Source organism: Azomonas agilis (assembly GCF_007830255.1).
GTDB classification, from domain to species: domain Bacteria; phylum Pseudomonadota; class Gammaproteobacteria; order Pseudomonadales; family Pseudomonadaceae; genus Azomonas; species Azomonas agilis.
This window is the reverse complement of the sequence record NZ_VLKG01000005.1, coordinates 21,663-47,400: the sequence shown is the minus strand read 5'-3', so window position 1 is coordinate 47,400 and position 25,738 is coordinate 21,663. Positions and strand designations below refer to the sequence as shown.

Genomic DNA, 25,738 nt, shown 5'->3' with positions numbered 1-25,738 from the left:
GGGTTTAAAGAAGGAAAATATGAGCCTAGCTGAGTCCCTGAATACCCTACGTAATATGGATATTTCAGACCTAGATATAAACAATCTGGGGGTCTGGCCTACCCCTATTAAGGTGGCGGCTTGTCTTATCCTGTTTATTCTCACCGCCTTTGCAGGCTACAACCTGCATATCACTGATTTAGAAACAAAACTGGAGCAAACCCAGTCCCAAGAGCCGGGGCTGAAAACGCAATTTGCCAGTAAAAGCTTTCAAGTAGCGAATTTAGAAGCCTATCGCCAGCAATTAACCGAGTTGGAACAGCGCTTCAACGAGCTGCTGCACCAGCTACCCCGCGAAACCGAAGTGCCTGCGCTACTGGAAGACATGACTCGCCTCGGAGTGGAGAGTGGCCTTGAGTTTGAAGAGATTAAACTCCAGCCAGAACGCAAAGATCAGTTTTATATTGAACTCCCCATCCAAGTTAAAGTGCTCGGCGATTACCACGATCTCGCTACCTTTGTTAGCAATGTCACCAGTATGCAGCGCATTGTGACCTTGCACGATTTTGAACTAAAACCGGCGGCACAAAATACCGCAAGCTCCAAACTGCGCTTAAGTATTTTGGCTAAGACCTACCGTTACAACGATCAAGGCAGCACTCAAACAGACACTAAACCCAACAATCCACCAAGGAGCGGCCGGTGATCCATCTCAGATCAAGCCTTGTGCTGGTTGTTCTGCTGTTGTGTGGCTGCGATCAATCGGATCCTTTAGCGGATCTACAGCAATACATGCAGGAGGTTCGGGCGAAACCCAAGGGCAAGATTGAACCTCTACCCACCTTTAGCGCCTATGAGTCCTTTAGTTACACCGCCTCATCCCTACGCAGTCCCTTCCAAACCGTGGCGGAGGAAGAGGTAACCCCGCGTAAAACGGTCAACCGCAGCATCGTTCCTGACGACAAACGGCCTAAGAGTTTTTTGGAAGGTTTTAATATTGACGATTTTGTCATGGTGGGCACGCTATCCAATCAACAGACGCAGTACGCCCTGCTCCGAGGAGCAGGCGGTGTCCATCCGGTGCAAAAAGGTGACTACATTGGACGTAATTATGGACGTGTCGTTGATATCCAAAATGACCGCCTAGAGGTGATTGAAATTGTTCCTGACGGTGAAGGAGCTTGGGCGGAGCGCCCGCAAGTACTTCTTCTCAGACAACGCCCCTAAACCTCTTCAACCCTTCCAGACTCCCATGCAGATAGCCCACCATGAATGACCGTCACCTGCGCTCTGCCCTGCTTGCTCTCTTGATGCTCTTGCTCACCCCTAGTCTCTGGGCTGCCAACCTAACTGCACTGGATGTTACGGCCTTACCCGGCGATCGTATTGAGCTTAAATTAACGCTTGATGCCCCCATGCTTAAACCACCTAAAGGCTATTCCATTGACCAACCGGCGCGCATTGCCTTGGATTTGGTCGGGGTTTCCAACAAATTGGGCACCAACCTTAAAGATATAGGGGTAGGCAATGCGCGTAACCTAACCTTGGTGGAGTCCGAAGGTAGAACGCGCCTGATCATTAACCTCAACCGCTTAACGCCGTACACCACGCGAGTCGCCGGAAACGCCTTATTTATCCTATTGGGTGAACGCCAAAGCGCTACACCGAGCGCCAGTCAAACCTTTAGTCCAGTGGCCAACTCAGCCTACAGCCCCACGGCTTCCTCAGCCCATACATCTGGAAGACAAATCAAAAATGTCGACTTCCGACGTGCTGAAGATGGAGCCGGCAACCTTATCATCACCCTCTCCGACGATGACATGACCCCAAGGGTAGAGGAGCAAGGCGGTAAAATCCTAGTCTCCTTTGACAAAGCCAGCTTACCAGACCCACTGCGCGCCCGCTTAGATGTGCAGGACTTTGCCACGCCAGTTAAATTCGTTGATGCAACAGCCAGTGGTTCTACCGTCAACTTCAGCATTGAGGCTACGGGCAACTATGAGTACCTCTCGTTTCAGGCCGACGATAAGGTAACCATCAGCGTGCGCCCTCTGACTCAGGCGCAAATGGAAAAACAAAAGGTCGAGCGCTCGTTGTACAGCGGCGACAAACTGTCCCTAAACTTCCAGGACATTGAAGTACGGGCCGTACTGCAACTGATCGCTGACTTCACTAAATTGAATTTGGTGGCCAGTGATACCGTACAGGGCAACATCACCCTAAGGCTGCAAAACGTCCCTTGGGATCAAGCCCTAGAGCTTATTTTGAAAACCAAAGGCTTGGATAAACGCCAAGTGGGTAATGTGCTGTTAGTGGCCCCCGCCGCTGAAATTGCCGACCGAGAACGCCAAGAGCTGGAAACCCAACGCCAATTGGCCGAACTGGCCCCCATGCGGCGCGAAGTAGTACAGGTGAATTACGCTAAAGCGGCTGATATTGCCAAGCTATTCCAACAGTCGGTGAACAAAATGGGGGGCACTAATAATGCCTCTTCTGATGAGCGCGGCTCTATTGCGGTCGATGATCGAACCAACAACATCATTGCTTACCAAACTCAAGAGCGTTTGGATGAACTAAGACGTATTGTATCCCAGCTTGATATCCCCGTGCGTCAAGTGATGATTGAAGCGCGGATTGTGGAAGCGACCGTTGGGTTTGATAAATCCATCGGAGCCAACTGGCGTGGAGCGAGTATCGGCAGTAAAAATTATACCTTTGAAGGCGGACTGGGGCGCGAATACATCGGCGGCAACTCAGAAGAAGTGGGGACTTTCGTTGATTTAGGCGCATCAGGAGCAACTTCTAGCTTGGCCATTAGCTTTATCACCAACAACACGGTGCTTGATTTGGAACTTTCGGCTATGGAATCTACGGGTAATGGCGAGATTGTCTCCCAACCCAAAGTCATGACCGCTGATAAAGAAACGGCCAAAATCTTAAGAGGCTCAGAAATTCCTTATCAAGAAGCCAGCTCCAGCGGTGCAACCTCCACCTCGTTCAAAGAGGCGGCCTTATCTTTAGAGGTAACGCCGCAAATCACCCCTGATAACCGAGTCATTATGGAGGTCAAGGTGAATAAAGATGCACCGGATTACTCCAATGTTCTAAACGGCGTACCGCCTATAGACACCAATGAACTGAATGCCAAGGTATTGATTAATGATGGAGAAACCATTGTTATTGGTGGAATTTTTTCCAATACTCAGCAAAAAACTGTGGATAAAGTACCCTTTCTGGGCGATTTACCCTACATTGGCCGCTTATTCCGCCGAGAAGTAATCCGGGATGCCAAAGAAGAGTTGCTGATATTCTTAACACCACGCATCCTTAACCAACAAGCCCTTGCTGTGAGACCCTGATTTCGTGCGTAACACCATTCTTGTAGGCCCAATGGGAGCCGGTAAGAGTACTATCGGGCGGCTGCTGGCCAAGGAATTACACCTGACCTTTCGGGATTCAGATAAGGAAATTGAAGCCAAAGCAGGAGCCAACATTCCTTGGATTTTTGACGTCGAAGGAGAGGCAGGCTTTCGTGAGCGCGAGCACGCTGTGCTGGTAGAACTCTGTCAGCAAGATGGCCTCGTGCTTGCCACCGGAGGCGGTTCAGTGCTGCGTGAGGATAACCGCCAAGCTTTACAGGCGGGCGGGCGCATTGTGTACCTCTGTACTTCGGTCGAACAGCAGTTAGAACGTACCGCCCGCGACCGTAACCGCCCCTTACTGCAACAGGCAAACCCCCGTAAGGTACTGACCGACCTGATGCGTATCCGTGACCCTCTATACCGTTCTATTGCCCACATCGTGATAGAAACCGACGAACGCCCACCGCGTCTACTGGTCACAGAAATATTAGATCGCCTTAAAGCTTTGGATAGCACTGAACACGCGCATTCACCTGCGCTATCCTAGCCAACTACCTCCCTATAATCCGGTGACCCCATTTCCATGAAGTCTCTTCAGGTTGAGCTTGGCGAACGCAGTTATCCCATTCACATTGGTGCAGACCTCCTCGGGCAAGCAGACTGGCTGACCCCTTATATTCGAGGCCGACAAGTAGCCGTCGTCACCAACGAAACCGTCGCCCCTCTGTATCTACAGCCGCTGCTGAATAGCCTGAAAGACTTCAAGACCACCCCCATCATCCTGCCGGACGGTGAGGCCCACAAAAACTGGCAAACCCTACAGCTTATTTTTGATGCATTGCTGGAACAGCGCCACGATCGGCGCACTACGCTGATTGCGTTAGGCGGTGGTGTGATTGGGGATATGACCGGATTTGCGGCCGCTTGCTATCAACGCGGAGTGGATTTCATCCAGATTCCAACCACCTTACTGTCGCAGGTGGATTCTTCTGTCGGTGGAAAAACCGGCATCAATCATCCTCTGGGCAAAAACATGATTGGGGCTTTTTATCAGCCTCAAGCCGTGTTGATTGATACCAAAACCCTCAACACCCTGCCCCCGCGTGAACTCTCCGCCGGATTGGCCGAGGTGATTAAATACGGCCTGATCTGCGATGCTCCGTTTTTAGATTGGCTAGAGCGCAACATGAGTGCCCTGCTGTCTTTAGATAACCAAGCACTCACGGAGGCTATTTATCGCTCTTGCGCTGCCAAAGCACGCATTGTGGGAGCCGATGAAAAAGAGTCAGGTGTTAGAGCCACTCTTAACCTAGGGCATACCTTTGGCCACGCCATCGAAACCCACATGGGCTACGGACAATGGCTGCACGGTGAAGCCGTTGCGGCCGGAACAGTCATGGCTTTAGACCTATCCCAGCGTTTAGGTTGGATTAGTGCTGCCGATCAACAACGGGCCATTCATTTATTACAGGCAGCACAACTTCCCGTAGTACCACCTGTCCAAATGACCGCTGCTGACTTTATGCAGCATATGGCGTTGGATAAAAAGGTATTGGACGGCCAACTGCGTTTGGTGTTACTCCAAGCCCTTGGGGAGGCCATCGTTACTGCAGATTATGCGCCAGCGGCCTTAAATGACACCCTCAACGCCCCTTACACCCAAGGCTGAATAAAGGACTAGCATGGCTCGTGCGCCGGTTGATGATGCCTATCTTGAGTACTATGGCTTTACACAAGACCCCTTTGCGGAGCGCGTATCAGGGTTAAGGTTCTTTTTAGCCCGCCGTAAGGAGGTGCTGGAACAACTACAGCGCCCAAGTGCTCAAAGCTTACAAATCATCGTTGGGCCTAAAGGCAGTGGCAAAACTTTGCTGCGCCAAGCTCTAGTGGCTACCAGCAACAAACAAAGCACCCAAAGCTTAGTCATTAACGCCAGCCAAGATACTCGGCCCTTACTGGAACAAATCGGGCAAATCCTAAACGGCTACCCCTGCACACTCGAACTGATCTTGACCCATGTAGAACGCCATGCTCAGCAAGGGCGTGTTACTTATTTAATGGTAGATGATGCCCATCAACTCAAAGACTCAGAGCTCATAAGCCTTCAGCAATTAGCTTTAGGCTCACAGCCGAGTGCCTTACGGGTATTTTTATTTGCCGAATCGCGACTGGTTACTCGCTTAAAAAGCCTGATCAAAGATCAGTCGCTGTACCAGATTTTAGAGCTGCATCCCTATGATTTAGCCCAAACTAGAGCCTACCTTAGCCAGCGCCTGGCACTGGCGGGTGGTGATCTAAGCTGCTTCACTGATGAGCAAATTGACTATATCCATCAGGCTTCGGCAGGCTGGCCGGGGGCGATCAACCAAATCGCCCGTGAAGAGTTAACCGAGGGTTTATACGATACCCCTCAAGCCTCTTCTAACCCACCTCGCCGCACTTTACCTTGGATTCATGCGTTAGCACTGACCATCCTAGGAATAACCTTAGCAGCACTGTTTTGGGTTAAAGAAATCCCTTGGATTGGCTCTTTAACTCAATCAGAATCCCAGCCCACGCCTGAAAAGCAGCCAGAACTCAACCCAGATGCCCCCATCGACATCAACGGTAATGGCCAGCGGCTCCCACTGCCTCAGGTGGCAGAGGGTGAACCTATCGTCCGCGATCCTTTAGCCGCAGCCGCAGGTGGGGAAACGGAACATGCTTTAAAAACCAAATCCCCCGCTACGCCTAAGCCTGTTGCTCCTCCCGCCTCCACAACTTCAAGCAGTAAAGCGACCTCGGGTGTAACAAATGCCAATCAGTGGTACTTAACCCAATCTGCCAGCCATTACACGATACAGCTCGTAGCCAGTCGCTCAGAACAGAATATTCAAACGCTGCTGCAACAAGGGCAGCAATACCGATACTTTGTTAAACAGCAACAAGGGCAGAAATTCTACGTGCTTACCTATGGCAGCTTTAGTAGCCAACAAGCAGCCCAAGCCGCCATACGCAATCTACCCGCTGCTCTGCGCACAGATACGCCTTGGGTTCGGAGTTTTTCGGGTATTCAGCAGGAAATTCAACAGGGTAGGTGAGGACTCAACCTATTCACGGCATCCTATTCACGGCATATAGTTATTTTCAGCATGGCAGGCTAAGCGCTTTCCCTGTTTACACATACGGGCAAAGGACTGCTTAGCACCCTTGCGGCAATCGCGATAGATCAGGGAGCCTTGGGTATAGTTTTGACAAACGGTGCTGTAATCAATCTGCTCATTAGTTTCTAGCCAACTAAAACTTCCGTCTACTTTTTTACCGGCACTTTCCCACACCCACTTTGCTGATCTCTTTATTGAACGCCTTTGAGATTGTGTCGCCTGAGCGCGAGCAACAGCATATTGAGTCGGTGACGACTGAATAAGATTAATGTTGGAGTTGGGCTGATAATTCTGACCGTTGAACACTACCTGCCGACCCTGAACATCTAACTCATGCGGAGCGGGTGGGCGGGTTGAACGCTGCTCTATAGCGGGTTGAACTGAGCTACTAGAGCTGTGCTCTTTCGCTCTCAGCACTGGCTGATCATAGGGTAAGGGTTGAGCGCTTTTAGTTGTAAACCCATTCTGCAACGAGTTGACCATGAGCTTTGGAACCAGAAAGGTGAATGCAGCCCATCCCAAAATGGCCACCAACCCCATCACCACAAAACTGATTAAATAAGCACTATGGGACTCTTTTCGCATCCTGCGTGGAGCATCTTCCCTACTTGCATACAACGACATCCTTTTAAGCCTCTCCCTTCCGTTGGGTAAACCAGCGTTCAGCAACTCTTTTAGTCAGTGCTATCCCGCGTTTTGACTGCCCAATTCCCGATTAGCTTTATCGTAATCAGGGCTGGTTTGGCCACACTCGGGCCCTATCGTTCCACTCACTAACCATAATGCGTAGTTAGGGAACATCTTTACGATTGCGTTTATATCGTCTTCATTGACTCGTCTTTTTTTCTGCTTTAACGCATACCATTTTTCTCGATCAATGCCGCTAAATTCTTCCAATTTCTTAGCTGTCAGTCCTTTATATTCCCATATAATCAATATTCTCTCTTGTATCATTCCAAACCCATATAAAAAATTGGCATATATTGCTAGTTGATTTATACCTAGCATGTATTATTGGTAAATAAAGATTATTAAATATTACCAATTAAATTTAGCTTGGGGTTTTTATGGAACAGTCTGGAGTAGTGAGGATTTCAGTGCAAGGGATGCCTGAGAAAGTCTCAGATTTTCGAGACTCTCCTTTCTGTTCCCCTGAAGTCTTTGCCCAGATGCTGGACGTATCTTCTGACGTGGTTCGCGGCTGGATTGAAAGCGATACCGTGCCTAACTGCAAAATCGGTCGACGGCGAGTAATCAATTTACATCGGATTCGGCGCGATTTGGATCAAGGCAAATCGGTGTTCTGTCAAGGAGATTATTCCGACGGATAACCGAGCTGGTCCCCTTTAAAGCGGGATATTGAAGCTAGGGCACAGAACGCCTCTGACTTCAAATAAACCTGCCTCGTTTTCCCCACACTCAAGCAAAGCAGCACTGGCTTGCCTTGCTATCGGCTTACCTAAATTTGGGACTTTGTATGCACCGCTATCTATTTATCGCCGTGCTCTGTTTTGCTGCAGGCTATATCACAGGTTTGGTGGAGGGTCTGTCCAAGAGTGAACAACTTACAGCGATTGCTGCTCAGCAACACAACGCGGGCTAAGCAATCTTGATTAGCACCGGAAATAAAAAAGGGCTAGCTTTCGCTACGCAGGGACTTGAACCCCGGACCCCAGCATTATGAATAATCTGACCTACTACAGACTATTGCACACTCCCGCATAAAATGCGGCTTTTAGCAGGTGTGATACCAGACTAAAACAGACTACCCCACAAAAAATGGCTATTTTGGTCTACGGCATATAGTTGTTTGCAGCATGGCAAGCCGGTTGTGTTCCCTGTTTGCACATACGCGCAAAAGACTGCTTGGCTCCCTTACGGCAATCACGGTACACAAAGGAACCTTGCTTGTAATTCTGGCATACCGTGCTGTAGTCAATATGCCCTTCAATTTCTAGCCAAGTGAACAACTCACCTGAGCCCGGTACCAAATCCCCATCAGCGCCGATCCAGTGCCAAGGAGCTGATTTTTTGGTGATACCACTCTTCTTTGGTTGCGGTGCTGCCTGAGTTCGTGACGCAACAAACTGAGTCTGTGGTGACGGGATAATATTTACATTGGCATTAGGTTGGTAATTTTGGCTATTGAAAACCACTTGCCGACCTTGAGCATCCAGCTCTTCTGGGGTAGGTAGACGAATTGGGCTATCTACAGTCGGTGGTACGTTAGGGCGGTTGTAACCCTGTCTTTGCACTTGGCTGGTCGCTGGGGAAGGTGCTGGAGGTAAAATTTTTTGGATTTGATCCACCATAACCTTCGGCATGATGTAGACGAATCCTACCCATACAGAAATAGCCACAACCCCCATAACAATGAAACTTATGAAGTAAGAGCTCTTGCGCTCCCTCCGTGCATAGCTTCTATCTACACCCATATACACCTTCCCTATGCATCCTTCTTCCGTTGGGTAAACCAGCGTTCGGCTGCTTTCTTAGTAACGTCTATCCCGCGTTTTGATTGCCCAAGTTTCGGTTGGCTTCATCGTAATCTGGGCTGGTTTGGCCAATTTCTGGGGCAACCTCCCCGCTAACAATCCACCATCTATATCTTGGAAATAGCTTTCCAAGCTCTTCTAACTCTTCTGTGCTGATTCTTACATCTTTGTTGTAGAGCACAGTTCTCCATCGGTTTGTACCGATAGATGTTTCTCTGACTAGGCGATCCATTCCGGCTAAATAAGCAATGGTTCTAACTCTGTCGTTTAATGTGCTCATTTTGTATAACAAATGCCATTCAAATAGTTTGAACAAGAATATTGACTGGCTATACTTGCTTTCAAATAGTTTGAACAAATTTTTTGAAAGCGATTTAAGGGCCATTTATGCAACAGTCTGGGATAGTGGGGATTTCAGTGCAAGGTTTGGATGAGAAAGTCTCGGATTTTCGGGATTCTCCATTTTGCTCCCCTGAAGTCTTTGCCCAGATGCTGGACGTTTCTCAGGACGTGGTACGCGGCTGGATTGAAAGCAACACCGTGCCTAACTGCAAAATTGGCCGCCGTCGGGTCATCAACCTGCACCGTATTCGTCGTGATTTAGACCGAGGCAAGTCAGTGTTTTGCACGGGTGATTACTCCGATGAATAACCCAGTTCATACAGATGGCTGTGACTGCTCTGTGTGTTGGGCTAAAGGCCAACCAATCCAGCCTCTCAGTCGCTCAAATTGCCTTTATTGCCGTCCTGCCAAAGTGTCCATATTTTCGGTTGTTATAGCTCCAGTTAATGGAGTGGTGCGGGTGGTTTCCTCTACCTGCCGCATACAGCTTGGCTTTACCTGTTTTGAACACAGGACTCCCAGCCGCTGGGAGGCGTTTTATTCCAACCAGCCGGGGCGCTACGAGCCTGCGAGTTAAGCGCCCCGGCTGGTCAAGCCGCCCAGCGGCAAGGAGATAGTGATGCTTGATATACCGACACTGCCCCCAAGAAAGTCTGATCTTGAGGACAAAGTTAAGCGTTTTTATATGTTTGCCCCTACCTCAGTCGTTCTTGCCCTACAAAAAGAGGCTGCAATGCGGGGTACTGACTCTTGGAACTTAGGCGGCATTGTGATTGCTCAATGGCTAGCCGCTGGATGCCCTGACCAGATTGTTCCCTTAAATGAGATTGGCTGAAGGGCAGAATTTTTAATTCTGCTCTTCAGTCAAGAGCGGGATAACAAGGGCAGAGCCCTTGGTTTTAGTAGATACCGCCTACTGACTGAATCGGTAGGGAAACAAACGGCACGCGCCGACAACTGAAGGAAAAATGCTATGTCTCGTTACACTGAAGATGATCTCGTAACCCAAGCTATGTCTGTGGCCGGTGTTATTCGCGCTACGGTCGATAACCGCGACTACATCACCTTGTTTGCTAAACGCCGTCCAGCTCCAGAAGATGAGAAAAACGTCTGCTGGTTCAAAGTCTCCATGCTTAAAGTCGATCCACAGGCTTTTGACGACTTGAAGTTAATTGAAGCCGAATCTAAAAAGCTGGGTATTGAAGAGCCTCGTCTTGAAGTCACTTACTACTTGGATGATGCCGGTGGTAAGAAAACTCAACCTGTAGTTGTTTCGGCACGTTTACTTCAACCTAAACCAACTACGCCAGTAACTGGAAAACCTCTGTCCAGCGACTTACCCAATAAACCTGCTTAATTAACTAACCAACTTAATTAAAGCGGCAATAACTTGCCTCGGGATCGGCTTATCTAAATTTGGAATTTACTATGTATGGCTACTTTTTTATTGCCGCTTTAGGTTTTGCTTCGGGCTATATAACAGGCTTTGCAGATAGCCTTTATCTTGGACTTTAGCAATGTACCTCTTAGCCTGTAATGGAGAACTAACCTCTAATTACGGTTCTCCCCAGTGTTCTAGTGATTGGATGCTTTTCCAGTTACCTGAGCAGTTCGATTTCACACAACTTGACCCTTTAATTTTAGGCCAGATGTTTGGAATCGGATTTTCTTTAGTGGGCTCTGTACTCGTTGTTGCTCTCGGTGCAAAAGCCCTTCTTGACTTTATTAAACGTGGTTGAGGTATTTATGCAAAAATTCTTTGTTCTTTTTGTGGCTTTATTTTTATCTCTGTTCGGCATCCAAGCTTTCGCCGCTGGAGCAGACTTTTCGTCATTAACTTCTGCTGTCGAATTAGACACGATTATTACAGCGGTGTTAGCAGTGGCCGCGCTGTTAGCTGCGGTATATGCAGCTATTAAAGGGGCTAGCATCGTCTTAGCTTTCTTACGGCGTTAAACCACACTAAGTACTAAATCGAAGGGCTGAATATCAGCCCTTCTCCATTTTTAGTTTTGGAAAAGTCGTATGGAACAGCTCTGGTACTTTGCCTTTTTCGTTATCGGTGCCGCTTGTGCTTATGCGGCTTTTTCGAGGTTTTAAATTATGCGGAGATTTATTTATTTAATTTTAGTGCTGTGTTTTTATTCAGAGTTTTCTTTTGCAGTTTCTTGTTATTCCGGTACTTCTTCTGCTTATGCAGCTTGTTCGGCGGCGTACGGTTCGAGTTGGCCTGGTGTTTATCCAGTTTTTGATATTTTTCCAAACTCTACTTCTGTCCGTTTTTCGTGCTCTACTGATTCCGCTGGCCATGTTGGATATGTTCAATGTGGTTCTCTTTCTTGTCCCGAGGGTCAAGAGCTTATTGCTCAGGGTTTTGGCTGTGCTGTTCCTTGTTCTTCTAATCAGACTCGTGATTTAAAGACGGGGCAATGTGTAAATAACCCTTCTGATACAAATGAAAACAACAACATTTGCTCCGCTTATTCAGGCACTACCTTTAATTACACTATCACTCTACCTAAAAATGAAATTCTTTCTCCTCCTTCATCCGTAACTCAAAACGGCTGTACCGCTACATTCGGCAGTTCAGGCGATGATGTTATGAACTGTATTGATAACCCGGACGGCACAACCTCTACGTGCTATGCCAACGCCACTTATACGGGGGAGCCTGCTCCTAGCCAAGAAAGTGGCGATCCAGCTCCAGACTCTGGCGCTGAGTGCGGCGTAGAAGGAAAGCCCGCATGTCCCTCAGATGCTCCGCCTTTACCCTATACATGCACAGTGACTAATGGTGCCTATAGCTGTACTCCTAATCCCGATTACACACCTCCCAGCACAGGCGGCTCAGAAAACCCTGATCCTAGTGATAACTCGGGCGGTGGCTCCAGCGGTGGGGGCAGTTCTGGGGGTGGCAGCTCTGGTGGTTCTGGTGATGGAACAGGAAGCGGTGAAGGTTCCGGCACTGGTGATGGTACGGGCTCAGGTAACGGTGAAGGCGAAAACACAGAGCAGCTTTCAGGCTGTATAGGTGATGAATGCGTTTATACCCCTCACTTTGTGTCAGATGATGATTCCCCAGTTTCTTATGGGGATGTTTTTAATCAACTTTATTTAGGGATTTTAGAATCCCCTATAGCGACTGCTGTAGGTGATATTAGCTTTCCAAGTGGTGGAGTTTGTCCCATACAGACAATATCTCTATTTAATACAGATATTGTTTTTGATGCTCACTGCGACTTGTGGGCACAAATAGAACCCATTTTGTCTTTAGTAATGCTTGCTGCATGGGCCTTCCTTGCAATAAGAGTTTTATTGTCTGCGTAAGGAGATATAAAAATGCAGATAATTATAGATATACTTAAGTTAGTGCTTGATTTTATTGACAGGGCTGTTGGTGAGATTTACTTGATGCTCTGGCTTTTACCACTTTATGTTTTTGATTGGATTGCTAATGGAATAATTTGGTTTTTTAACCAATTACCTGTTCCGGATTTTTTCGATAAAGCCTCTTATGCCTTTTCTAATATTCCGGAAGGGGTCGTTTTTTTCGCTCAAGCGCTTCAAATAAAAGAAGGAATAAGCATGGTTTTAAGTGCTTATTTACTTCGCTTCGTAATTCGTCGTATTCCAATTATCGGGTGACCTATGGCTATTGATGCTTACACAGGTCTACCGGGGCATGGCAAAAGCTACGGGGTGGTGGAGCACGTCATCATCCCGTCTTTGAAACAGAACCGGCACGTTGTTACCAATATCCCCCTTGATATTGATGCACTCTTGATGGATTTCGGCGGTACGGTTGAGCAATTGCCAGAAGATTGGTTTGAACGGCCTGACTTAGCTGAATTGGCTCCTTCAGGTTGTGTGCTCGTACTGGATGAACTTTGGCGGCGTTGGCCTAACGGCATGAAAGCTTCTGAAGCATTGCTGACAGATAAGGCTTTGCTGGCTGAGCACCGACATCGAGTTGATAAGCAGGGCCGTTCCATGCGGGTCGTTCTTGTTACTCAGGATCTTGCTCAGATCGCTTCCTGGGTTCGCCAGTTGGTCGAAACAACCTACAGGATGGTTAAGAAGTCTAAGAAGCTATTCCGTGTCGATATTTATCGGGGCGCTGTTACTGGCCCGCGTCCCTCGCAAGCGGCATTGACTCGGCAAACAGCAGGCAAGTTTAGGGCTGAGGTGTACCGCTACTATCAATCGGCTACACAGTCACAAAGTGGGGCTGTTGGTGATGAATCTACTGCTGATGGTCGCGCCTCTATTCTTAAGTCATGGGGATTGTGGGCGTTGATTGGCATTGTAGTTTTTGGGGGCTTTTTCGGGGTGCGTGGGGTTTCACAGTTCTTTTCGCCCCCAACGGTTCAACAGCCCGTAGCCGCTAAACCCAAACCTGAACCCCCTCCCCAAGCTCCGCCACCTACACAAGCTGCTCCCATGCAACGAGCTATAGCGGAAGTCATCCCTAAGCCTGAGCCTCAAGTCACCATGTCCGCTGTATGGCGTGTGGGGGGCTATCTCTTGCGAGATCAATCAGACGTTACCAATCAGGTCATTTTAATTTCTGACACCGGGCGCACTCGGATCATCCCTTTTGAGCAGTGCCAATGGATCAACAGCATTCAAGTGGATGTGTATTGCGACTTGGATGGGGAGCGTGTGACTCCTTGGTCGGGGCGAGGTGCAGTGACCAAAGTTATTGATCCAGTAACGAACACCGGGGCCGCCGGCAATCAGCGTAGCGCAATGAACGGCGGCCCCGGTGCGAGTGAGGGTGCTCATCAGAAGTCCCTGTAACACTTCTGAGAATAGACGGTTCAAAACCAGAGTATTGCAGAGTAATGGGTAAATAGATGAAAAAGGCAGTTCATCAGCAACGTATGCACTTAACCGAGGATGGTGATTTTCAACCATCGGCTAAAGGTCGATTGTTCTTTGATCCCTCTAAACCCGTGTTTACTGATTTATCCGATGTGCGTTTATTGCGCTGTGCGGTGGATACCGTGCGCCAGTTGTATCGGGGTCTGCTTCGTCCTGAAGTGTTGGCCTTGTTTGAGTCCACAGAGCCTGTGGAATTTGCGGGTTTTGAATGGTCACCGGGTCGGGTATCACGGGATTCTGGCTATCAATACCGGCTGCAAAATGCTCAATTAGGTTTCATTCTGCTGCTAAAAAACTTCAATGTTTCCGCCGATGTGATTGGCCCGCATTTGAAGATTGAAGTCTCTCCTCATGCCTTAGATCGGGTTGATCCTGCCGACCTACAGCAACAGATGGATGCCTTTGCAGCCGAGGCATTGCAATGTGTTGAGGTTAATCAGGCCGCCGTACATTTAGCATTGGATGTTCAGGGCTGGAAGCCTTCGGCTGATCTGGTGGCCCATATGCACTGTAGAGCACGGCAAACACGGGAGTTTCAGGGGATTGAGTCCTTGTGTTTAGACTCTCATGTCAGTGTGTACGGTCGCGGTGAAACTTTTACCTTTGGCAGTGCTTCCGGTCTGCAACTTTGCATCTACAACAAATCCAAACAAGCACGGGCGACCGATAAGGGAGATTATTGGCATTCAGTCTGGGGGGCTCGCAATTTTGATGAGGAAGACCTGTTCTTTAATCCCGCTGAAACTGTATGGCGCTTTGAGTTTCGCTTTCATCATTCCGTAGTACAGCAATTTGCAGACGGCTCTAAAAACTACGAGACTGGCGAGATTATCAATACCCGTACCTATGCTGACCTCTGCCCCCATTTAGACGGCCTATGGCGCTATGCCTGTGGTGCTTTCCGTTTGTTATCTCGTCCCGGTGTATTTGATCCCTTTTGGACACTGATTACTGAGGATGTCCGGGTTCAAGTGGAGTCTGCACCACTGCTGGACAATATAGAGTACCGGCGCTACTACAAAACGGCTCAGGGCTTTTCGGGTAAGTCCTGTGAAATGTTTTTAGGTCAGTTCGTTTCCTTGGTCGCACGGGAGCGCCTTTCAGCAAAAAAGGCTATCCGCGCCGCTAAAACCCTGCCGTTCTGGACAGTGATTGAGGAGCATTACGAAGCTAAAGGGGTCAGCGCGCGCGATTTAGAACGCCATATCAGCCGTTTGCTGTCGGATCGTTATCTAAAACGTGGGTTTGCTATATGACGGTGAGACGGCATGGTAAAGGCTGGGCCGCAGATTTTTATTATTCAGGCCAGCGTATTCGGAAGCATGGCTTTCTCACTAAGTCAGCCGCAGTACGTTATGAGCAAGATTATCTGGCACAGATGGGGCACACGGGCCGTCCACTGGATGACCGGCTTTCTGATCTGATTAAGCTATGGCATCAGCTACACGGTGCAACACTCAAAGATGAGCGGTTTAGACTATCTCGTACCTTAGCCATTGCAGAGCGGTTGGGCGATCCTTTAGCCAGCCAGTTCGACACCCTCGCTTGGTCGCGTTACCGTACAAAGCGCTTAGAGTCGGTCTCGGTGCATACCGTCAACCATGAGCAGCGCTATCTATCTGCTGTCTTTTCTGAACTGATTCGCCTAGGGGCTTGGCAGGGTAACAACCCTCTAGCCAGTGTTCGCCAGATCAAAACCGATCAAACAGAGTTGACCTTCCTATCACTGGGCGAAGTAAAGCAGTTACTGGACGAATGCAAAAACAGCACAAACCGTCATTGCTATCCAGTGGCGTTAATCTGTGCTTCAACGGGTTGCCGATGGTCAGAAGCAGAGAGTCTACAGCGCTCTGCGGTCTTTGCAGGCAAGGTGCATTTTCATCACACCAAAAACAGCCGTAGCCGTTCTGTACCGATATCCCCTGAAGTACTGCAAGTAATCCAAGAGTATGGCAACCCCGGAAACGGACGCTTGTTCATGTCTTGTAAGGCCGCTTTTCGATCAGCCTATGAGCGTTGTGAGTTTAAAACACCGGGACAGCTTACCCATATTTTGCGGCATACCTTCGCCAGTCACTTCATGATGGCAGGCGGGGATATTTTGACCTTACAGCGAATATTGGGGCATGGAGATATCAAAATGACCATGCGCTATGCCCATTTATCACCCGACCACTTGGTGAGTGCATTGCGCTTTTCACCTATCGCCCAGATGCAGGCAACGTAGTCAACTTTTGGTCAATTCGTGGTCAACGACCAGAAACGAAAAAGGGCCAGCTTTCGCTAACCCTTTGAATTTCTTGGTGGTACGCAGTCATTTGAACAAGACTTCTAACTATATGATTTAAATGATAAAAGTCTAATATGTTATTTTCAAATATACCAAATAGCATACAGAATTTAAGCCATTGGATTGCAGCATAGCCTCTTAACTTGCTTCAGATGCGTCATATTGCCTCATGAGCCGTAATTTACCTTAAAGCCTTGCTCACTACCGACTGAGCACAGCCTAGCCGCTGGGCTATTTCCCTTTGAGTCAGCCCTTCAGCCTTTAAACGCATGGCATCCGCTTGGATTGCCTTAAAGAGCGGTTCCTTCTTGTTGGCCTTGGGAATTTCTTGTGCTGGTACTAGGTACTGGCTCAGGGCTTACCTCGTCATAGGCTGGTCGCTACTATTCCCCCCTTTGCTCCCTAGCTAGGAATGCCTCCCCATGTCAGCCCTCAGTCGTCTCCTCGATACCTACCGCCAAGCCGCCCAAACCGAGCGTGAAAAAGGCACCTACTTTGAGGAGCTGATTGCTACCTACCTACGCCATGAAGCCAGCTATGTGGATTTATACGCCAAGGTCTGGCTATACGGTGCGTGGGCCGATGAGCAAAAGCTAGACAAACGGGATACCGGCATTGATCTGGTGGCCCAAACCCACACAGGTGAAGTCCACGCCATCCAATGCAAATGCTACGCGCCGGACTATCGGGTACAGAAAAAGGACATTGATAGCTTCTTTACCGCATCGGGCAAAAAGCCCTTTAGTCATCGGGTGATTGTCACCACCACCAGCCGGTGGAGTGAACACGCGGACGAAGCCCTACGCGACCAACAGCCACCCGTTACCAAAATTGACCTACACGACCTCGAAGCCAGCCAGATTGACTGGAGCCGCTACCAACCTAACCAGCCGGTAGTCACTAAGCCCAAAAAGCAGCCGCGTGACCACCAGATCAATGCCATTAACTCGGTGGCTGCGGGCTTGGCTGGTGGAGCTGACCGAGGCAAGCTCATCATGGCCTGCGGTACGGGTAAAACCTTTACTGGCCTCAAGATTGCCGAAAAGCTGGCCGGTGCTGGGGGGCGGGTACTGTTCTTAGTGCCCAGCCTGTCCTTACTGTCCCAAACCTTGACTGAGTGGACGCAAGAAAGCGCCATCCCGTTGCACAGCTTTGCCGTGTGTTCCGACAGTGACGTGGGCAAAAAGCGCAAAAAGGATGAGGAGGTGGTGCAAACCTTTATCCATGAATTGCGCTACCCCGCCACCACTGAGCCACGCCATCTGGCCCAGCAAGCCAACCAACGCCACGACAGCAGCCACATGACGGTGGTCTTTAGCACCTACCACTCCATTGAGGTGATTAGCCGCGCCCAGCTTGAGTATGACTTAGCAGACTTTGACCTGATTATCTGCGACGAAGCCCACCGCACCACCGGCGCAACCTTTGAGGATGAAACCGAAAGCAGCTTTGTCAAAGTCCACGATGCCGCTTTTATCCGTGCCCGCAAGCGGCTGTATATGACCGCCACCCCACGCATCTATGGCGAAGTGGCCAAAGCCAGCGCGGATAAAGATAAAGTCACCCTGTGCTCAATGGATGATCCACAGCTCTACGGAAAAGAGCTGTTCACCATCACCTTCTCCGAGGCGGTTAAGCGCGGCCTGTTGGTGGATTACAAAGTCATCGTCTTGGCCGTAGAAGAGGCCCACGTTAATCGGCGCTTGCAAGGGCTACTCACCGACGACAGCAACCAACTCAAAGTAGACGATGCCGCCAAGATCGTCGGCTGTTGGAAAGCCTTGGCCAAGCAGGGGCTGACTGAAAACCTAGCCGACGACCACCAAGCCATGAAGCGGGCGGTAGCCTTCTGCCAAGTCATTGAGCCCAACAAAGGCAACAGCAAGACCCACAAAGTCAGCTCCAAGACCATTGCCGGAATGTTCCAAGCGGTGGTAGAGGCTTATCAGGAAACCGAGCCCCTAGACGACAGCGCCCGCTTAACCTGTGAGGCCGAGCACGTAGACGGCAGCATGAATGCCAGCCAAAAAGAGGAAAAGCTGGCATGGCTGAAAGCCGAAACCCCTGAGCAAACCTGCCGTATTCTGAGCAACGTGCGTTGCTTATCCGAAGGGGTGGACGTACCGGCCTTGGATGCTGTGCTGTTTTTAACCCCGCGTAACTCCCAAGTGGACGTGGTGCAATCGGTCGGGCGCGTGATGCGGAACGCCCCCAACAAAAAGCGCGGCTATGTGATTTTGCCAGTGGTCATTCCAGCCGGTGTGGAACCCCACGAGGCGCTGAACGATAACAAGGTCTATGGCGTGGTCTGGCAAGTGCTGCAAGCCCTACGCTCCCACGATGACCGCTTTGACGCGATGGTCAATAAAATCGACCTCACCGGCCACGACCCCAAAAAAATGGAAGTGGTCGCCATTACCGACAAAGTGCAGAAAAAATCCCGTAGCAGCAAAGGCAAAACCAGCAACGGCAAAGCCGGACGCGGTGGCCACAGCATTGGTACAGCACAGCCCAAGCCTCAACAACCCGAACAGCACGAAATCGAATTTGAAATTGGCGAATTTGAACGGGCCATTTACGCCAAGCTGGTGGAAAAGTGCGGCAACCGCCACCACTGGGAAGACTGGGCCAATGACATTGCCAAAATTGCCCGTACTCATATTGACCGCATCCAAGCCCTACTGGACGACCCCAGCAAAACCCGCGAACAGGCGGCCTTTAACGCCTTTGCCCAAGAGCTACGCGACGACCTAAACGACAGCATCACCGACCGCGATATTGTGGAAATGCTGGCCCAGCACCTCATCACCCAACCCGTATTTGAGGCGCTGTTTGAGGGCTACAGCTTTGCCAGCCAAAACCCCATGTCCAAAGCCATGCAAAAGGTGCTGGATATACTCCAAGAGCAGCACTTAGAAAAAGAAGCCGACACCCTGCAAAGCTTCTACGACAGCGTAAAACTCAGGGCACAAGGCATTGACAGCGCGGCGGGTAAACAAAAGATCGTGGTGGAGCTGTACGACAAGTTCTTCCGCAACGCCTTCCCGAAAATGACCGAGCGCCTTGGCATCGTTTACACCCCTGTGGAAGTGGTGGACTTTATCCTCCACAGCGTGGCCCACTTGCTCAAAACCGAGTTCAACCAAACCTTGGGCAGTGAGGGCGTACACATTATTGACCCCTTCACAGGGACAGGAACCTTTATTACCCGCTTACTGCAAAGCGGCTTGATTGCCCCTGAGCAGTTGGCCCACAAATACCAACACGAAATCCACGCCAATGAACTGGTGTTGCTGGCTTACTACATTGCCGCCATTAACATTGAAGCGGTCTACCACGACCTGACCCAACAGCCCTACCAACCCTTTAAAGGCATCTGCCTAACCGACACCTTCCAGCTCCATGAGCATGAGGACATGGTAGACGCACTACTGGCCGATAACAGCGCCCGCCGCAAACGCCAGAAAGAATTGGATATACGGGTGATTATTGGCAACCCGCCGTACTCAGCCGGACAAGACAGCGCCAATGACAATAACCAGAACGTGGCCTATCCCCATTTGGATGAACGCATCCGCTCTACCTATGCCGCACGCTCTAAAGCCACACTTAAAAACGCACTTTATGACAGTTACATCCGCGCTATTCGTTGGGCCAGTGATCGCATCGGGGACAGCGGCATTATTGGCTTTGTTACCAATGCCGGATTTATTGAAGCCAATACCGCCGATGGTTTGCGCCAATGCTTGGTGGAGGAGTTTTCCAGCCTCTATATCTTCCATTTACGCGGTAATCAGCGCACCAGTGGCGAACAATCGCGCAAAGAAGGCGGCAAAATCTTTGGCAGTGGCAGCCGTGCCCCAATTGCCATTTCCCTCTTGGTGAAAAATCCCGATGCCGCACACCAAGGGCAAGTGTACTTCCACGATATTGGCGACTATTTAAGCCGTGAGGACAAGTTAGAACGTATTAGCCAATTGATTAACGTGGCCGGTATTACCGAGGCCCAAGGCTGGCAAGCCATTACCCCCGATCAGCATGGTGATTGGCTAAAACAGCGGGACGATAGTTTTAGCAAGTTTATGGTGCTTGGAAATAAACGAGGTGAGGAAGCATCACTGTTCGAGAATTTTTCAAATGGAGTTAAAACAAATCGAGATGCTTGGGTATATAACAGCTCAAAGGGGTCTTTAATAAAAACGGTCAGTAAAATGATCGAATTTTATAACACTGAAGTAAATCGCTATAAATTAGCATGCGAAGGCTTAACTAAAACTCTACGACCAGAGATAGATTCATTTTTGGATTTTGACTCAAAAAATATAAGTTGGACACGAGAAGTGAAGCAAGACTTATCCAGAGGAAACTTCCGTAAATTTAGTATGGAGGGCATTGTTTTTTCTTTGTACCGTCCATTTACTAAAAGCTGGATGTATTTTAATCAACACTTTAATAATTGCGTTTACCAGATGCCGCGCATTTTTCCCGATGCAAGAGCAGAAAACTTAGTAATCCAAACCGATGCGAAGTATCAAGGTAAAGGCTTTATTGCCTTAATTTCTAAAGTAATTCCTGACTTACACTGTAATGGGGACTCCCAATGCTTCCCCCTCTACCTCTACGACACCGAAACCCCCAGCCCTGATACCGACGACCTTTTTAGCGAAGCCCCCACAGAGCCGCGCTATACCCGCCGCGATGCCATCACCGATGAAGGGCTGGCCCACTTCCAAGCGGCCTATGCAGGGGAAACCCTCACCAAGGAAGACCTGTTTTATTACGTCTATGGCCTGCTGCATTCCCCCGACTATCGGGAACGCTACGCCGATAACCTGAGTAAAGAGCTGCCCCGTATTCCCTGCGTTAAATCCGCCAGCGACTTTTGGGCCTTCAGCAAAGCAGGCCGCGCCCTTGCCCACTGGCATCTGAACTATGAAACGGTGGAGCCGTACCCCGTCACACTCGTGGGCAATCCCACCAAACCCGAACACTATCGGGTAGAAAAAATGAAGTACGGCAAAAACGGTAAGGACAAAGACCTGACCACCCTCATCTATAACGCCCATATCACCCTAACCGGCATTCCCCTAGAGGCGTATGAGTATGTAGTGAACGGCAAACCGGCCTTGGATTGGGTGGTCGAGCGCCAATGCGTTAAAACCGATAAGGACAGCGGCATCGTCAACGATGCTAATGACTGGGCCACCGAAACTATGAACAACCCCAAGTACCCCTTGGAGCTGTTCCAGCGCGTTATCACCGTCAGCCTTGAAACCTTGAAAATCGTTAAAGGCTTGCCGCCGTTGGTGATTTAACAGGCCCAAAAGAAAAGGGGGCTATATGCCCCCCGTACTTAACTCACTCAGATATTAAGGCAAGGCTTTATTCAGTGCCTCCTCAAGACTCCAAGGGCAATTAGTGGGGAAAACACTGCGCTCTAAGCCCGTCTCCCGCTCGGCTGCAATAACCGCATCACCATAGGCATCATCAATAATATCGGGCAACTTGTGCTTTAAGCTTGGGCTTTTATTCAAACGCCGCTCAATTTTACGCCGCTGTTCTTCAATGGTTAGTTGCCAACTTTTACCCCGACGACTGGGCTGATACTCCCATTTAAGTAGGTGCATAAATAAAACTTGAAGGCGTGATTCAAGCTCATTTTCCGCACTACGCCCCATTGCTTCTATTTCCTCTAACAAGTTTTGGATGTCTAGCTCGGTTAAACGTCCAGAGCGCAATAAATCGGCCTGTTCTTGTGTCCAGCCGTAAAAATCACTGTCATAACTTACTGTCATGGATCAATCCTCTTTGCTCATAGAGCTACCTATAAAACAACCTTTCTAGGTCGTCCACCCCGTTTGCCATTCTTTTGGGCAGCTTTGGCCTTGGCCTCGGTTTTAGCTTGCCCCCCTTTCCTATAAGGTTTTAGGTTTAGGGCTCCCTTTTTAGGGCACCCAGAAAGTCAGAAAAACATTACCGTAAACATACCGTGCCCGTGCTGCCTTTTTAGGGTACCCAGAAATTACCACCTTGGATCGCGGCGTATCCCCTCAGCCAGCACCCAAGGATCAGTGGCGGCTTGCTCCTCCAAGTCACAGGGCTCAAGAAACCCATGTTTCAGCAGGTAGTCACCTGAGCAGCCCAGCAGATTAGAAACACGCACCAGCAAGGCATGGGGGCGCATTTTGGGGCGTTGGAGTTCGGCCAGTAGCTCAGAACGATGGTCACGAATCCATTGGCGTATATCGTCGGTTAGGTTCTTGGCTGGGCTGATAAGGATTTTGTCCCCATCAGCACCTACCTCGAAGCCCTTACCGATGAGTTGGGTAAGGGCAGTCACTTAAAAGACCTCAGTATCGTTTTTCAGCGGATTGGAAAAAATTACTTCAGGAGATGAAGTCCTGAATGTCCTAATGTCCTGCTGTTTGGTTGTTTTTTGATCAAAAAGCAGGACTTCAGGACTTGCAGGACTTTGCACCGGCAAGTTATTTTTTTTTGATTGACCATTTCACCGCCCCGCCAATTTTCCCCAAGCATGAGCATTCCATTCCCAATTGGCGAAGCGCAGGGGCAGCACGTCGCAAGGAATCGCCCATGCCCTTAGCTGTTCTGGGCCATGCGTCACTCCCAAGGGGCTTGTAGCGGTCAAGTGTGGCCATAATCTCTTTAACGCTAGCCGTCATACCGCGCGGATTGGCCTCAAGGTATTCCATAACCGCTGTAGCTACGGGACTGGCATCAATAGTGCGGGCCAAACTTTCTTGGCGGCTGGCGTTAAACTCTGCCAAAAAGTCCTCCGGCTGTTGGCCAGCGGCTTGGGCCACAGCCATGCCCAACAAGGCAAACTCCAGCAAGCGCGGACGCTGTTCAGGGGGTAGCGATTGGCTGGGTAGCAAAGCCAAGGCTTTAGCAGCAATATCCAGCAGAGCCCCCAGTAAGGCGGGACGCTGCTCTTCAAGCTGATTAACCAGCTTATCGGCTTCCAGTCGCTCCTTAATCACGGGCATTTCTATCGTGAGGCAGCGGTCTACCAAATCCTGAGCCGTTACTGCTGCACTAATCCCGTTCAACACAATGGGGCGCTTAACACTAATCACGCTTTCGTCGGCATCGGTGTACAGCTTGCGCTTGGCCATGCCGCCCCCAGTAGCCACGATACATAAACCGTCTTGCATGGGCGCGGGCAAGTGGCTCACGTTTTCATAGCTAAGAATCCCGCTTACTGCGGCACAGACATAAATATCTTCGACCGTTTTAGGAGCGGCTCGAAGGTCGCAAGCATTAGGATCAATCAAGCGACGTAATGCGGTTTGAGTGGAGCTTTTAGCGCTGCCATGTTCGCCCAATAGCTCCAAAATAGGGAACGGCGTATCAGGCCGCAAGCACTCTACCAACCATGCCAGCACCAGCAATCGAGAGCCTTCAGGAACATTGGCAATCCGCCATAAGCCTTCAATGCTGCCACCACGAACCGGCGTAGGAATTAACTGCATAGGTTCAGGCCGGAAGAACATAGCGGGCGCATCAGTAACTTCCCAGCGGCCAGCGCTAACCTTGACGGCTCGACTGTTGCCTTGCTGCCCAAGGTCTAAGTAATAGGTTCCGCCCTCTCCTGCGGTGCGAATATGTACCGCTTTCTGATCGCTCTCGTACTGAGCTATGGCGCTCAATGTACCCAGCGCCTCAGTGATGGGCTGTTCACTGAATGAGCGTTCAGTGGCCCGATACAGTAAAGCGGCCAGATAGTTTCTAAATTGACGCGACGTTAAACGCCATACCACGCCTGTATCCTTGTGTCTTAGATAGGGCTCTTTGTTTGTGTCGTGGAATGGCTCAAATTCCGATAGAACAAACTTGATAATGATTTCGGCAAAGGTTTCTTTACGTTCTTTCTCATCGCCCTGTACGGACGGGCTAGCGGACTCAAAAGAGAGTACAGGGGCTTGTTCGGCCAGCTCCCTGAGTTGCTCAAGGGTTCCGCCCGCGTCTAGCCAGTCCGAAACGTCGCCTTTAAGGGGTAGATTCGGTAAGTTAAGGACGCTAACCTCAGCCGCTACGCCTGCCAAAGCTCCCCGAACCCTGTCCGCATGGTTACGGCCTGACTCGTCGTTATCCGGCAAGATGATGACCTTGCGTCCTCTAAAGTGTGGGGTTAGCTCTTTAGGCCACTTACCCGCGCCTCCTGCATTAGTGGTAGCCACCAAGCCAAGGGACTCAAGACGAAGCACGTCCTTTTCGCCCTCTACTATATAGAGGTAGTCATCAGAACAAGCCGCCAGCAATTGAGGTAAGTGGAAGGGAACTTGCCGAACTCCTTTTACCGACCACTCATAACCGCCCTTGCCGTCGGGTTTGCGCTGCCTAAAGCCTTTAGGCTCAAGGCGTACTACTTCATACAAAGTGGTTCCGTTTTCATCGGTGTACGGGTAGACGGTTACTATTTGTAGGGTTTGCCCCCCTTTATTGACTGTTTTTTGATCAATTTGCAGGACTTTAGGACTTGCAGGACTTGATGTCAGCAAGTTATTTTTTTCCAGCCACTCAAATTGCTCGGCACGGGTAGCCAATCCGGTCTCGCGCTTAATCAAATCCAGCACGCCGCCGCCTGTTCCAGCCTCATGGTCAAAGTAGGTATTTTTTTCCAGATCAACCGATAGGGAACCATTCGTGCCATAGCGCAGTTCGTCCCTTTTGCTCAGATTGGCGTTAGATTCGCCCAGCAAACAGCGGGCTACTGGCTCGATATTCGGCAAGGCTTCGCCCGCCACAGTTAAGTGGTGATTTTGAAGATCCATGATTTAGCCCCTTTGAATGTGGGTTTTTAGCCCTAGGGGGCTGGGCTTAGTGGGGGTAGAGCAGGTAAGATTCATTTGGCACTCCGATATAGTGCTGTAAGTAAGATTCATAGGCACTCCTTTACAGTGCTTAGCGTTTAGCCCTGCTCTAACAGGGCCGTCTTTGAAGGCTGTTCCCGCCACAGGAACGGCCTTTTTCTTTGGGGGCTGCATTAGGCAGCCTCATCACGTTTAGCAATCTTGGCTTGTAGCCATGCCTCCACTTCAGCCACCACATAAAAAGCAGCGGCTTGGCGGCTATCCCCATCCTTTAACGGTTTGGGAAAAGTCGGGTCTTTCTTGCGTAGCTTGTCCAATCCTGAGCGGCTGAGGTCTAGCCAATTGCACAAGGCAGGCTGGCGGATTAAAGCTTTGCTTGGGGTAGGAGCTGGGTGCATTTGAGTGCCTC

27 protein-coding genes are annotated in these 25,738 nt (G+C 49.8%); 19 read left to right on the top strand and 8 right to left on the bottom strand.

From position 1 onward, the window contains the following. Positions 1-19 precede the first annotated feature (19 nt). The 6 genes from LX59_RS07920 to LX59_RS07895 are packed head-to-tail and all read left to right on the top strand — an operon-like array spanning position 20 to position 6,421. On the top strand, positions 20-685 hold the full coding sequence (locus LX59_RS07920) for a type IV pilus inner membrane component PilO (protein WP_144571314.1): 666 nt from the start codon (positions 20-22) through the stop codon (positions 683-685). Continuing rightward, complete coding sequence (locus LX59_RS07915; protein ID WP_425457482.1) at positions 682-1,206, top strand: pilus assembly protein PilP; 525 nt, start codon at positions 682-684, stop codon at positions 1,204-1,206. Before LX59_RS07920 ends, LX59_RS07915 begins: the two co-directional genes overlap by 4 nt. Before the next feature lie 41 nt (positions 1,207-1,247). Continuing rightward, positions 1,248-3,338: a type IV pilus secretin PilQ gene (locus LX59_RS07910; protein WP_144571313.1), complete on the top strand. Its 2,091-nt coding sequence runs from the start codon at positions 1,248-1,250 to the stop codon at positions 3,336-3,338. Between the two features lie 4 nt (positions 3,339-3,342). Then, on the top strand, positions 3,343-3,888 hold the full coding sequence (gene aroK, locus LX59_RS15925; protein WP_144571312.1) for a shikimate kinase AroK: 546 nt from the start codon (positions 3,343-3,345) through the stop codon (positions 3,886-3,888). A 36-nt stretch (positions 3,889-3,924) separates the two neighbouring features. Continuing rightward, entirely contained in the window at positions 3,925-5,010 is a 1,086-nt protein-coding gene (gene aroB, locus LX59_RS07900) for a 3-dehydroquinate synthase (protein ID WP_144571311.1), read from the top strand. A gap of 13 nt (positions 5,011-5,023) precedes the next feature. Then, positions 5,024-6,421, top strand: coding sequence for an SPOR domain-containing protein (locus tag LX59_RS07895; RefSeq protein WP_144571310.1), 1,398 nt, complete (start codon positions 5,024-5,026; stop codon positions 6,419-6,421). A 27-nt stretch (positions 6,422-6,448) separates the two neighbouring features. On the opposite strand, the gene LX59_RS07890 is transcribed toward LX59_RS07895, so the two are convergent. Next, positions 6,449-7,108, bottom strand: a complete 660-nt coding sequence (locus LX59_RS07890) for a hypothetical protein (protein ID WP_144571309.1) — start codon at positions 7,106-7,108, stop codon at positions 6,449-6,451. Between the two features lie 443 nt (positions 7,109-7,551). Between LX59_RS07890 and LX59_RS07880 the strand changes: the two genes are divergently transcribed. Further along, complete coding sequence (locus tag LX59_RS07880; protein ID WP_144571308.1) at positions 7,552-7,815, top strand: MerR family transcriptional regulator; 264 nt, start codon at positions 7,552-7,554, stop codon at positions 7,813-7,815. Positions 7,816-7,961: 146 nt separating this feature from the next. After that, entirely contained in the window at positions 7,962-8,087 is a 126-nt protein-coding gene (locus LX59_RS16070; RefSeq protein ID WP_281284839.1) for a hypothetical protein, read from the top strand. Positions 8,088-8,277: 190 nt separating this feature from the next. Here LX59_RS16070 and LX59_RS07875 read toward each other — a convergent pair whose 3' ends face one another. Together LX59_RS07875 and LX59_RS07870 are read right to left on the bottom strand one after the other, a co-directional pair. Further along, on the bottom strand, positions 8,278-8,808 hold the full coding sequence (locus LX59_RS07875; protein WP_144571307.1) for a hypothetical protein: 531 nt from the start codon (positions 8,806-8,808) through the stop codon (positions 8,278-8,280). A gap of 178 nt (positions 8,809-8,986) precedes the next feature. After that, the gene (locus LX59_RS07870; RefSeq protein WP_342779678.1) at positions 8,987-9,364 is read right to left on the bottom strand and encodes a hypothetical protein; all 378 of its coding nucleotides are present in this window, start codon (positions 9,362-9,364) and stop codon (positions 8,987-8,989) included. A gap of 2 nt (positions 9,365-9,366) precedes the next feature. Here LX59_RS07870 and LX59_RS07865 point away from each other — a divergent pair, with 2 nt between their 5' ends. The 10 genes from LX59_RS07865 to LX59_RS07820 all read left to right on the top strand — a co-directional run bounded on the left by LX59_RS07865 (position 9,367) and on the right by LX59_RS07820 (position 16,432). Beyond that, on the top strand, positions 9,367-9,630 hold the full coding sequence (locus tag LX59_RS07865; protein ID WP_144571306.1) for a helix-turn-helix domain-containing protein: 264 nt from the start codon (positions 9,367-9,369) through the stop codon (positions 9,628-9,630). After that, a complete protein-coding gene (gene pflM / locus LX59_RS16155; RefSeq protein ID WP_170234350.1) occupies positions 9,623-9,898 on the top strand; it encodes a lysogeny maintenance protein PflM in 276 nt (91 codons plus the stop codon). The genes LX59_RS07865 and pflM overlap by 8 nt, the downstream gene beginning before the upstream one ends. Positions 9,899-9,940: 42 nt before the next feature. Next, positions 9,941-10,156, top strand: a complete 216-nt coding sequence (locus LX59_RS07860; protein ID WP_144571305.1) for a hypothetical protein — start codon at positions 9,941-9,943, stop codon at positions 10,154-10,156. 138 nt (positions 10,157-10,294) lie between these two features. After that, complete coding sequence (locus LX59_RS07855) at positions 10,295-10,678, top strand: hypothetical protein (RefSeq protein ID WP_144571304.1); 384 nt, start codon at positions 10,295-10,297, stop codon at positions 10,676-10,678. A gap of 389 nt (positions 10,679-11,067) precedes the next feature. Next, complete coding sequence (locus tag LX59_RS07845; RefSeq protein ID WP_144571302.1) at positions 11,068-11,277, top strand: hypothetical protein; 210 nt, start codon at positions 11,068-11,070, stop codon at positions 11,275-11,277. Positions 11,278-11,424: 147 nt separating this feature from the next. Then, on the top strand, positions 11,425-12,648 hold the full coding sequence (locus LX59_RS15600) for a hypothetical protein (RefSeq protein WP_170234349.1): 1,224 nt from the start codon (positions 11,425-11,427) through the stop codon (positions 12,646-12,648). Positions 12,649-12,660: 12 nt separating this feature from the next. After that, positions 12,661-12,966, top strand: coding sequence for a DUF2523 family protein (locus LX59_RS07835; protein ID WP_144571300.1), 306 nt, complete (start codon positions 12,661-12,663; stop codon positions 12,964-12,966). Between the two features lie 3 nt (positions 12,967-12,969). Then, the gene (locus tag LX59_RS07830; RefSeq protein ID WP_144571299.1) at positions 12,970-14,121 is read left to right on the top strand and encodes a zonular occludens toxin domain-containing protein; all 1,152 of its coding nucleotides are present in this window, start codon (positions 12,970-12,972) and stop codon (positions 14,119-14,121) included. Positions 14,122-14,177: 56 nt separating this feature from the next. After that, complete coding sequence (locus LX59_RS07825; RefSeq protein ID WP_144571298.1) at positions 14,178-15,461, top strand: replication initiation factor domain-containing protein; 1,284 nt, start codon at positions 14,178-14,180, stop codon at positions 15,459-15,461. After that, positions 15,458-16,432, top strand: coding sequence for a phage integrase (locus LX59_RS07820; RefSeq protein WP_144571297.1), 975 nt, complete (start codon positions 15,458-15,460; stop codon positions 16,430-16,432). The genes LX59_RS07825 and LX59_RS07820 overlap by 4 nt, the downstream gene beginning before the upstream one ends. Positions 16,433-16,676: 244 nt before the next feature. Here LX59_RS07820 and LX59_RS16150 read toward each other — a convergent pair whose 3' ends face one another. Next, complete coding sequence (locus LX59_RS16150; protein ID WP_425457485.1) at positions 16,677-16,781, bottom strand: helix-turn-helix domain-containing protein; 105 nt, start codon at positions 16,779-16,781, stop codon at positions 16,677-16,679. Between the two features lie 136 nt (positions 16,782-16,917). On the opposite strand from LX59_RS16150, the gene LX59_RS07810 reads away from it, so the two are divergent. Next, positions 16,918-21,810 carry a DEAD/DEAH box helicase gene (locus LX59_RS07810; RefSeq protein WP_144571295.1) on the top strand — a complete coding sequence of 1,631 codons (4,893 nt, stop codon included), beginning with the start codon at positions 16,918-16,920 and terminating at the stop codon, positions 21,808-21,810. A gap of 54 nt (positions 21,811-21,864) precedes the next feature. Here the strand turns inward: LX59_RS07810 and LX59_RS07805 are convergent, their stop codons facing one another. The 4 genes from LX59_RS07805 to LX59_RS07785 all read right to left on the bottom strand — a co-directional run bounded on the left by LX59_RS07805 (position 21,865) and on the right by LX59_RS07785 (position 25,727). Then, positions 21,865-22,290: a DUF29 domain-containing protein gene (locus LX59_RS07805; RefSeq protein ID WP_144571294.1), complete on the bottom strand. Its 426-nt coding sequence runs from the start codon at positions 22,288-22,290 to the stop codon at positions 21,865-21,867. A 227-nt stretch (positions 22,291-22,517) separates the two neighbouring features. Further along, entirely contained in the window at positions 22,518-22,835 is a 318-nt protein-coding gene (locus LX59_RS07795; RefSeq protein WP_144571293.1) for a hypothetical protein, read from the bottom strand. Positions 22,836-22,980: 145 nt separating this feature from the next. Next, positions 22,981-25,290 carry a hypothetical protein gene (locus tag LX59_RS07790; protein WP_144571292.1) on the bottom strand — a complete coding sequence of 770 codons (2,310 nt, stop codon included), beginning with the start codon at positions 25,288-25,290 and terminating at the stop codon, positions 22,981-22,983. 212 nt (positions 25,291-25,502) lie between these two features. Continuing rightward, positions 25,503-25,727 carry a helix-turn-helix transcriptional regulator gene (locus LX59_RS07785; protein ID WP_144571291.1) on the bottom strand — a complete coding sequence of 75 codons (225 nt, stop codon included), beginning with the start codon at positions 25,725-25,727 and terminating at the stop codon, positions 25,503-25,505. Positions 25,728-25,738: the final 11 nt, after the last annotated feature.

Coding starts and splice junctions, on each gene's coding strand:
- LX59_RS07920 (WP_144571314.1), top strand. CDS start 20: ATGAGCCTAGCTGAGTCCCTGAATACCCTACGTAATATGGATATTTCA.
- LX59_RS07910 (WP_144571313.1), top strand. CDS start 1,248: ATGAATGACCGTCACCTGCGCTCTGCCCTGCTTGCTCTCTTGATGCTC.
- aroB (WP_144571311.1), top strand. CDS start 3,925: ATGAAGTCTCTTCAGGTTGAGCTTGGCGAACGCAGTTATCCCATTCAC.
- LX59_RS07895 (WP_144571310.1), top strand. CDS start 5,024: ATGGCTCGTGCGCCGGTTGATGATGCCTATCTTGAGTACTATGGCTTT.
- LX59_RS07890 (WP_144571309.1), bottom strand. CDS start 7,108: ATGTCGTTGTATGCAAGTAGGGAAGATGCTCCACGCAGGATGCGAAAA.
- LX59_RS07880 (WP_144571308.1), top strand. CDS start 7,552: ATGGAACAGTCTGGAGTAGTGAGGATTTCAGTGCAAGGGATGCCTGAG.
- LX59_RS16070 (WP_281284839.1), top strand. CDS start 7,962: ATGCACCGCTATCTATTTATCGCCGTGCTCTGTTTTGCTGCAGGCTAT.
- LX59_RS07875 (WP_144571307.1), bottom strand. CDS start 8,808: ATGCCGAAGGTTATGGTGGATCAAATCCAAAAAATTTTACCTCCAGCA.
- LX59_RS07870 (WP_342779678.1), bottom strand. CDS start 9,364: ATGGCCCTTAAATCGCTTTCAAAAAATTTGTTCAAACTATTTGAAAGC.
- LX59_RS07865 (WP_144571306.1), top strand. CDS start 9,367: ATGCAACAGTCTGGGATAGTGGGGATTTCAGTGCAAGGTTTGGATGAG.
- pflM (WP_170234350.1), top strand. CDS start 9,623: ATGAATAACCCAGTTCATACAGATGGCTGTGACTGCTCTGTGTGTTGG.
- LX59_RS07860 (WP_144571305.1), top strand. CDS start 9,941: ATGCTTGATATACCGACACTGCCCCCAAGAAAGTCTGATCTTGAGGAC.
- LX59_RS07855 (WP_144571304.1), top strand. CDS start 10,295: ATGTCTCGTTACACTGAAGATGATCTCGTAACCCAAGCTATGTCTGTG.
- LX59_RS07845 (WP_144571302.1), top strand. CDS start 11,068: ATGCAAAAATTCTTTGTTCTTTTTGTGGCTTTATTTTTATCTCTGTTC.
- LX59_RS15600 (WP_170234349.1), top strand. CDS start 11,425: ATGCGGAGATTTATTTATTTAATTTTAGTGCTGTGTTTTTATTCAGAG.
- LX59_RS07835 (WP_144571300.1), top strand. CDS start 12,661: ATGCAGATAATTATAGATATACTTAAGTTAGTGCTTGATTTTATTGAC.
- LX59_RS07830 (WP_144571299.1), top strand. CDS start 12,970: ATGGCTATTGATGCTTACACAGGTCTACCGGGGCATGGCAAAAGCTAC.
- LX59_RS07825 (WP_144571298.1), top strand. CDS start 14,178: ATGAAAAAGGCAGTTCATCAGCAACGTATGCACTTAACCGAGGATGGT.
- LX59_RS07820 (WP_144571297.1), top strand. CDS start 15,458: ATGACGGTGAGACGGCATGGTAAAGGCTGGGCCGCAGATTTTTATTAT.
- LX59_RS07810 (WP_144571295.1), top strand. CDS start 16,918: ATGTCAGCCCTCAGTCGTCTCCTCGATACCTACCGCCAAGCCGCCCAA.
- LX59_RS07805 (WP_144571294.1), bottom strand. CDS start 22,290: ATGACAGTAAGTTATGACAGTGATTTTTACGGCTGGACACAAGAACAG.
- LX59_RS07790 (WP_144571292.1), bottom strand. CDS start 25,290: ATGGATCTTCAAAATCACCACTTAACTGTGGCGGGCGAAGCCTTGCCG.
- LX59_RS07785 (WP_144571291.1), bottom strand. CDS start 25,727: ATGCACCCAGCTCCTACCCCAAGCAAAGCTTTAATCCGCCAGCCTGCC.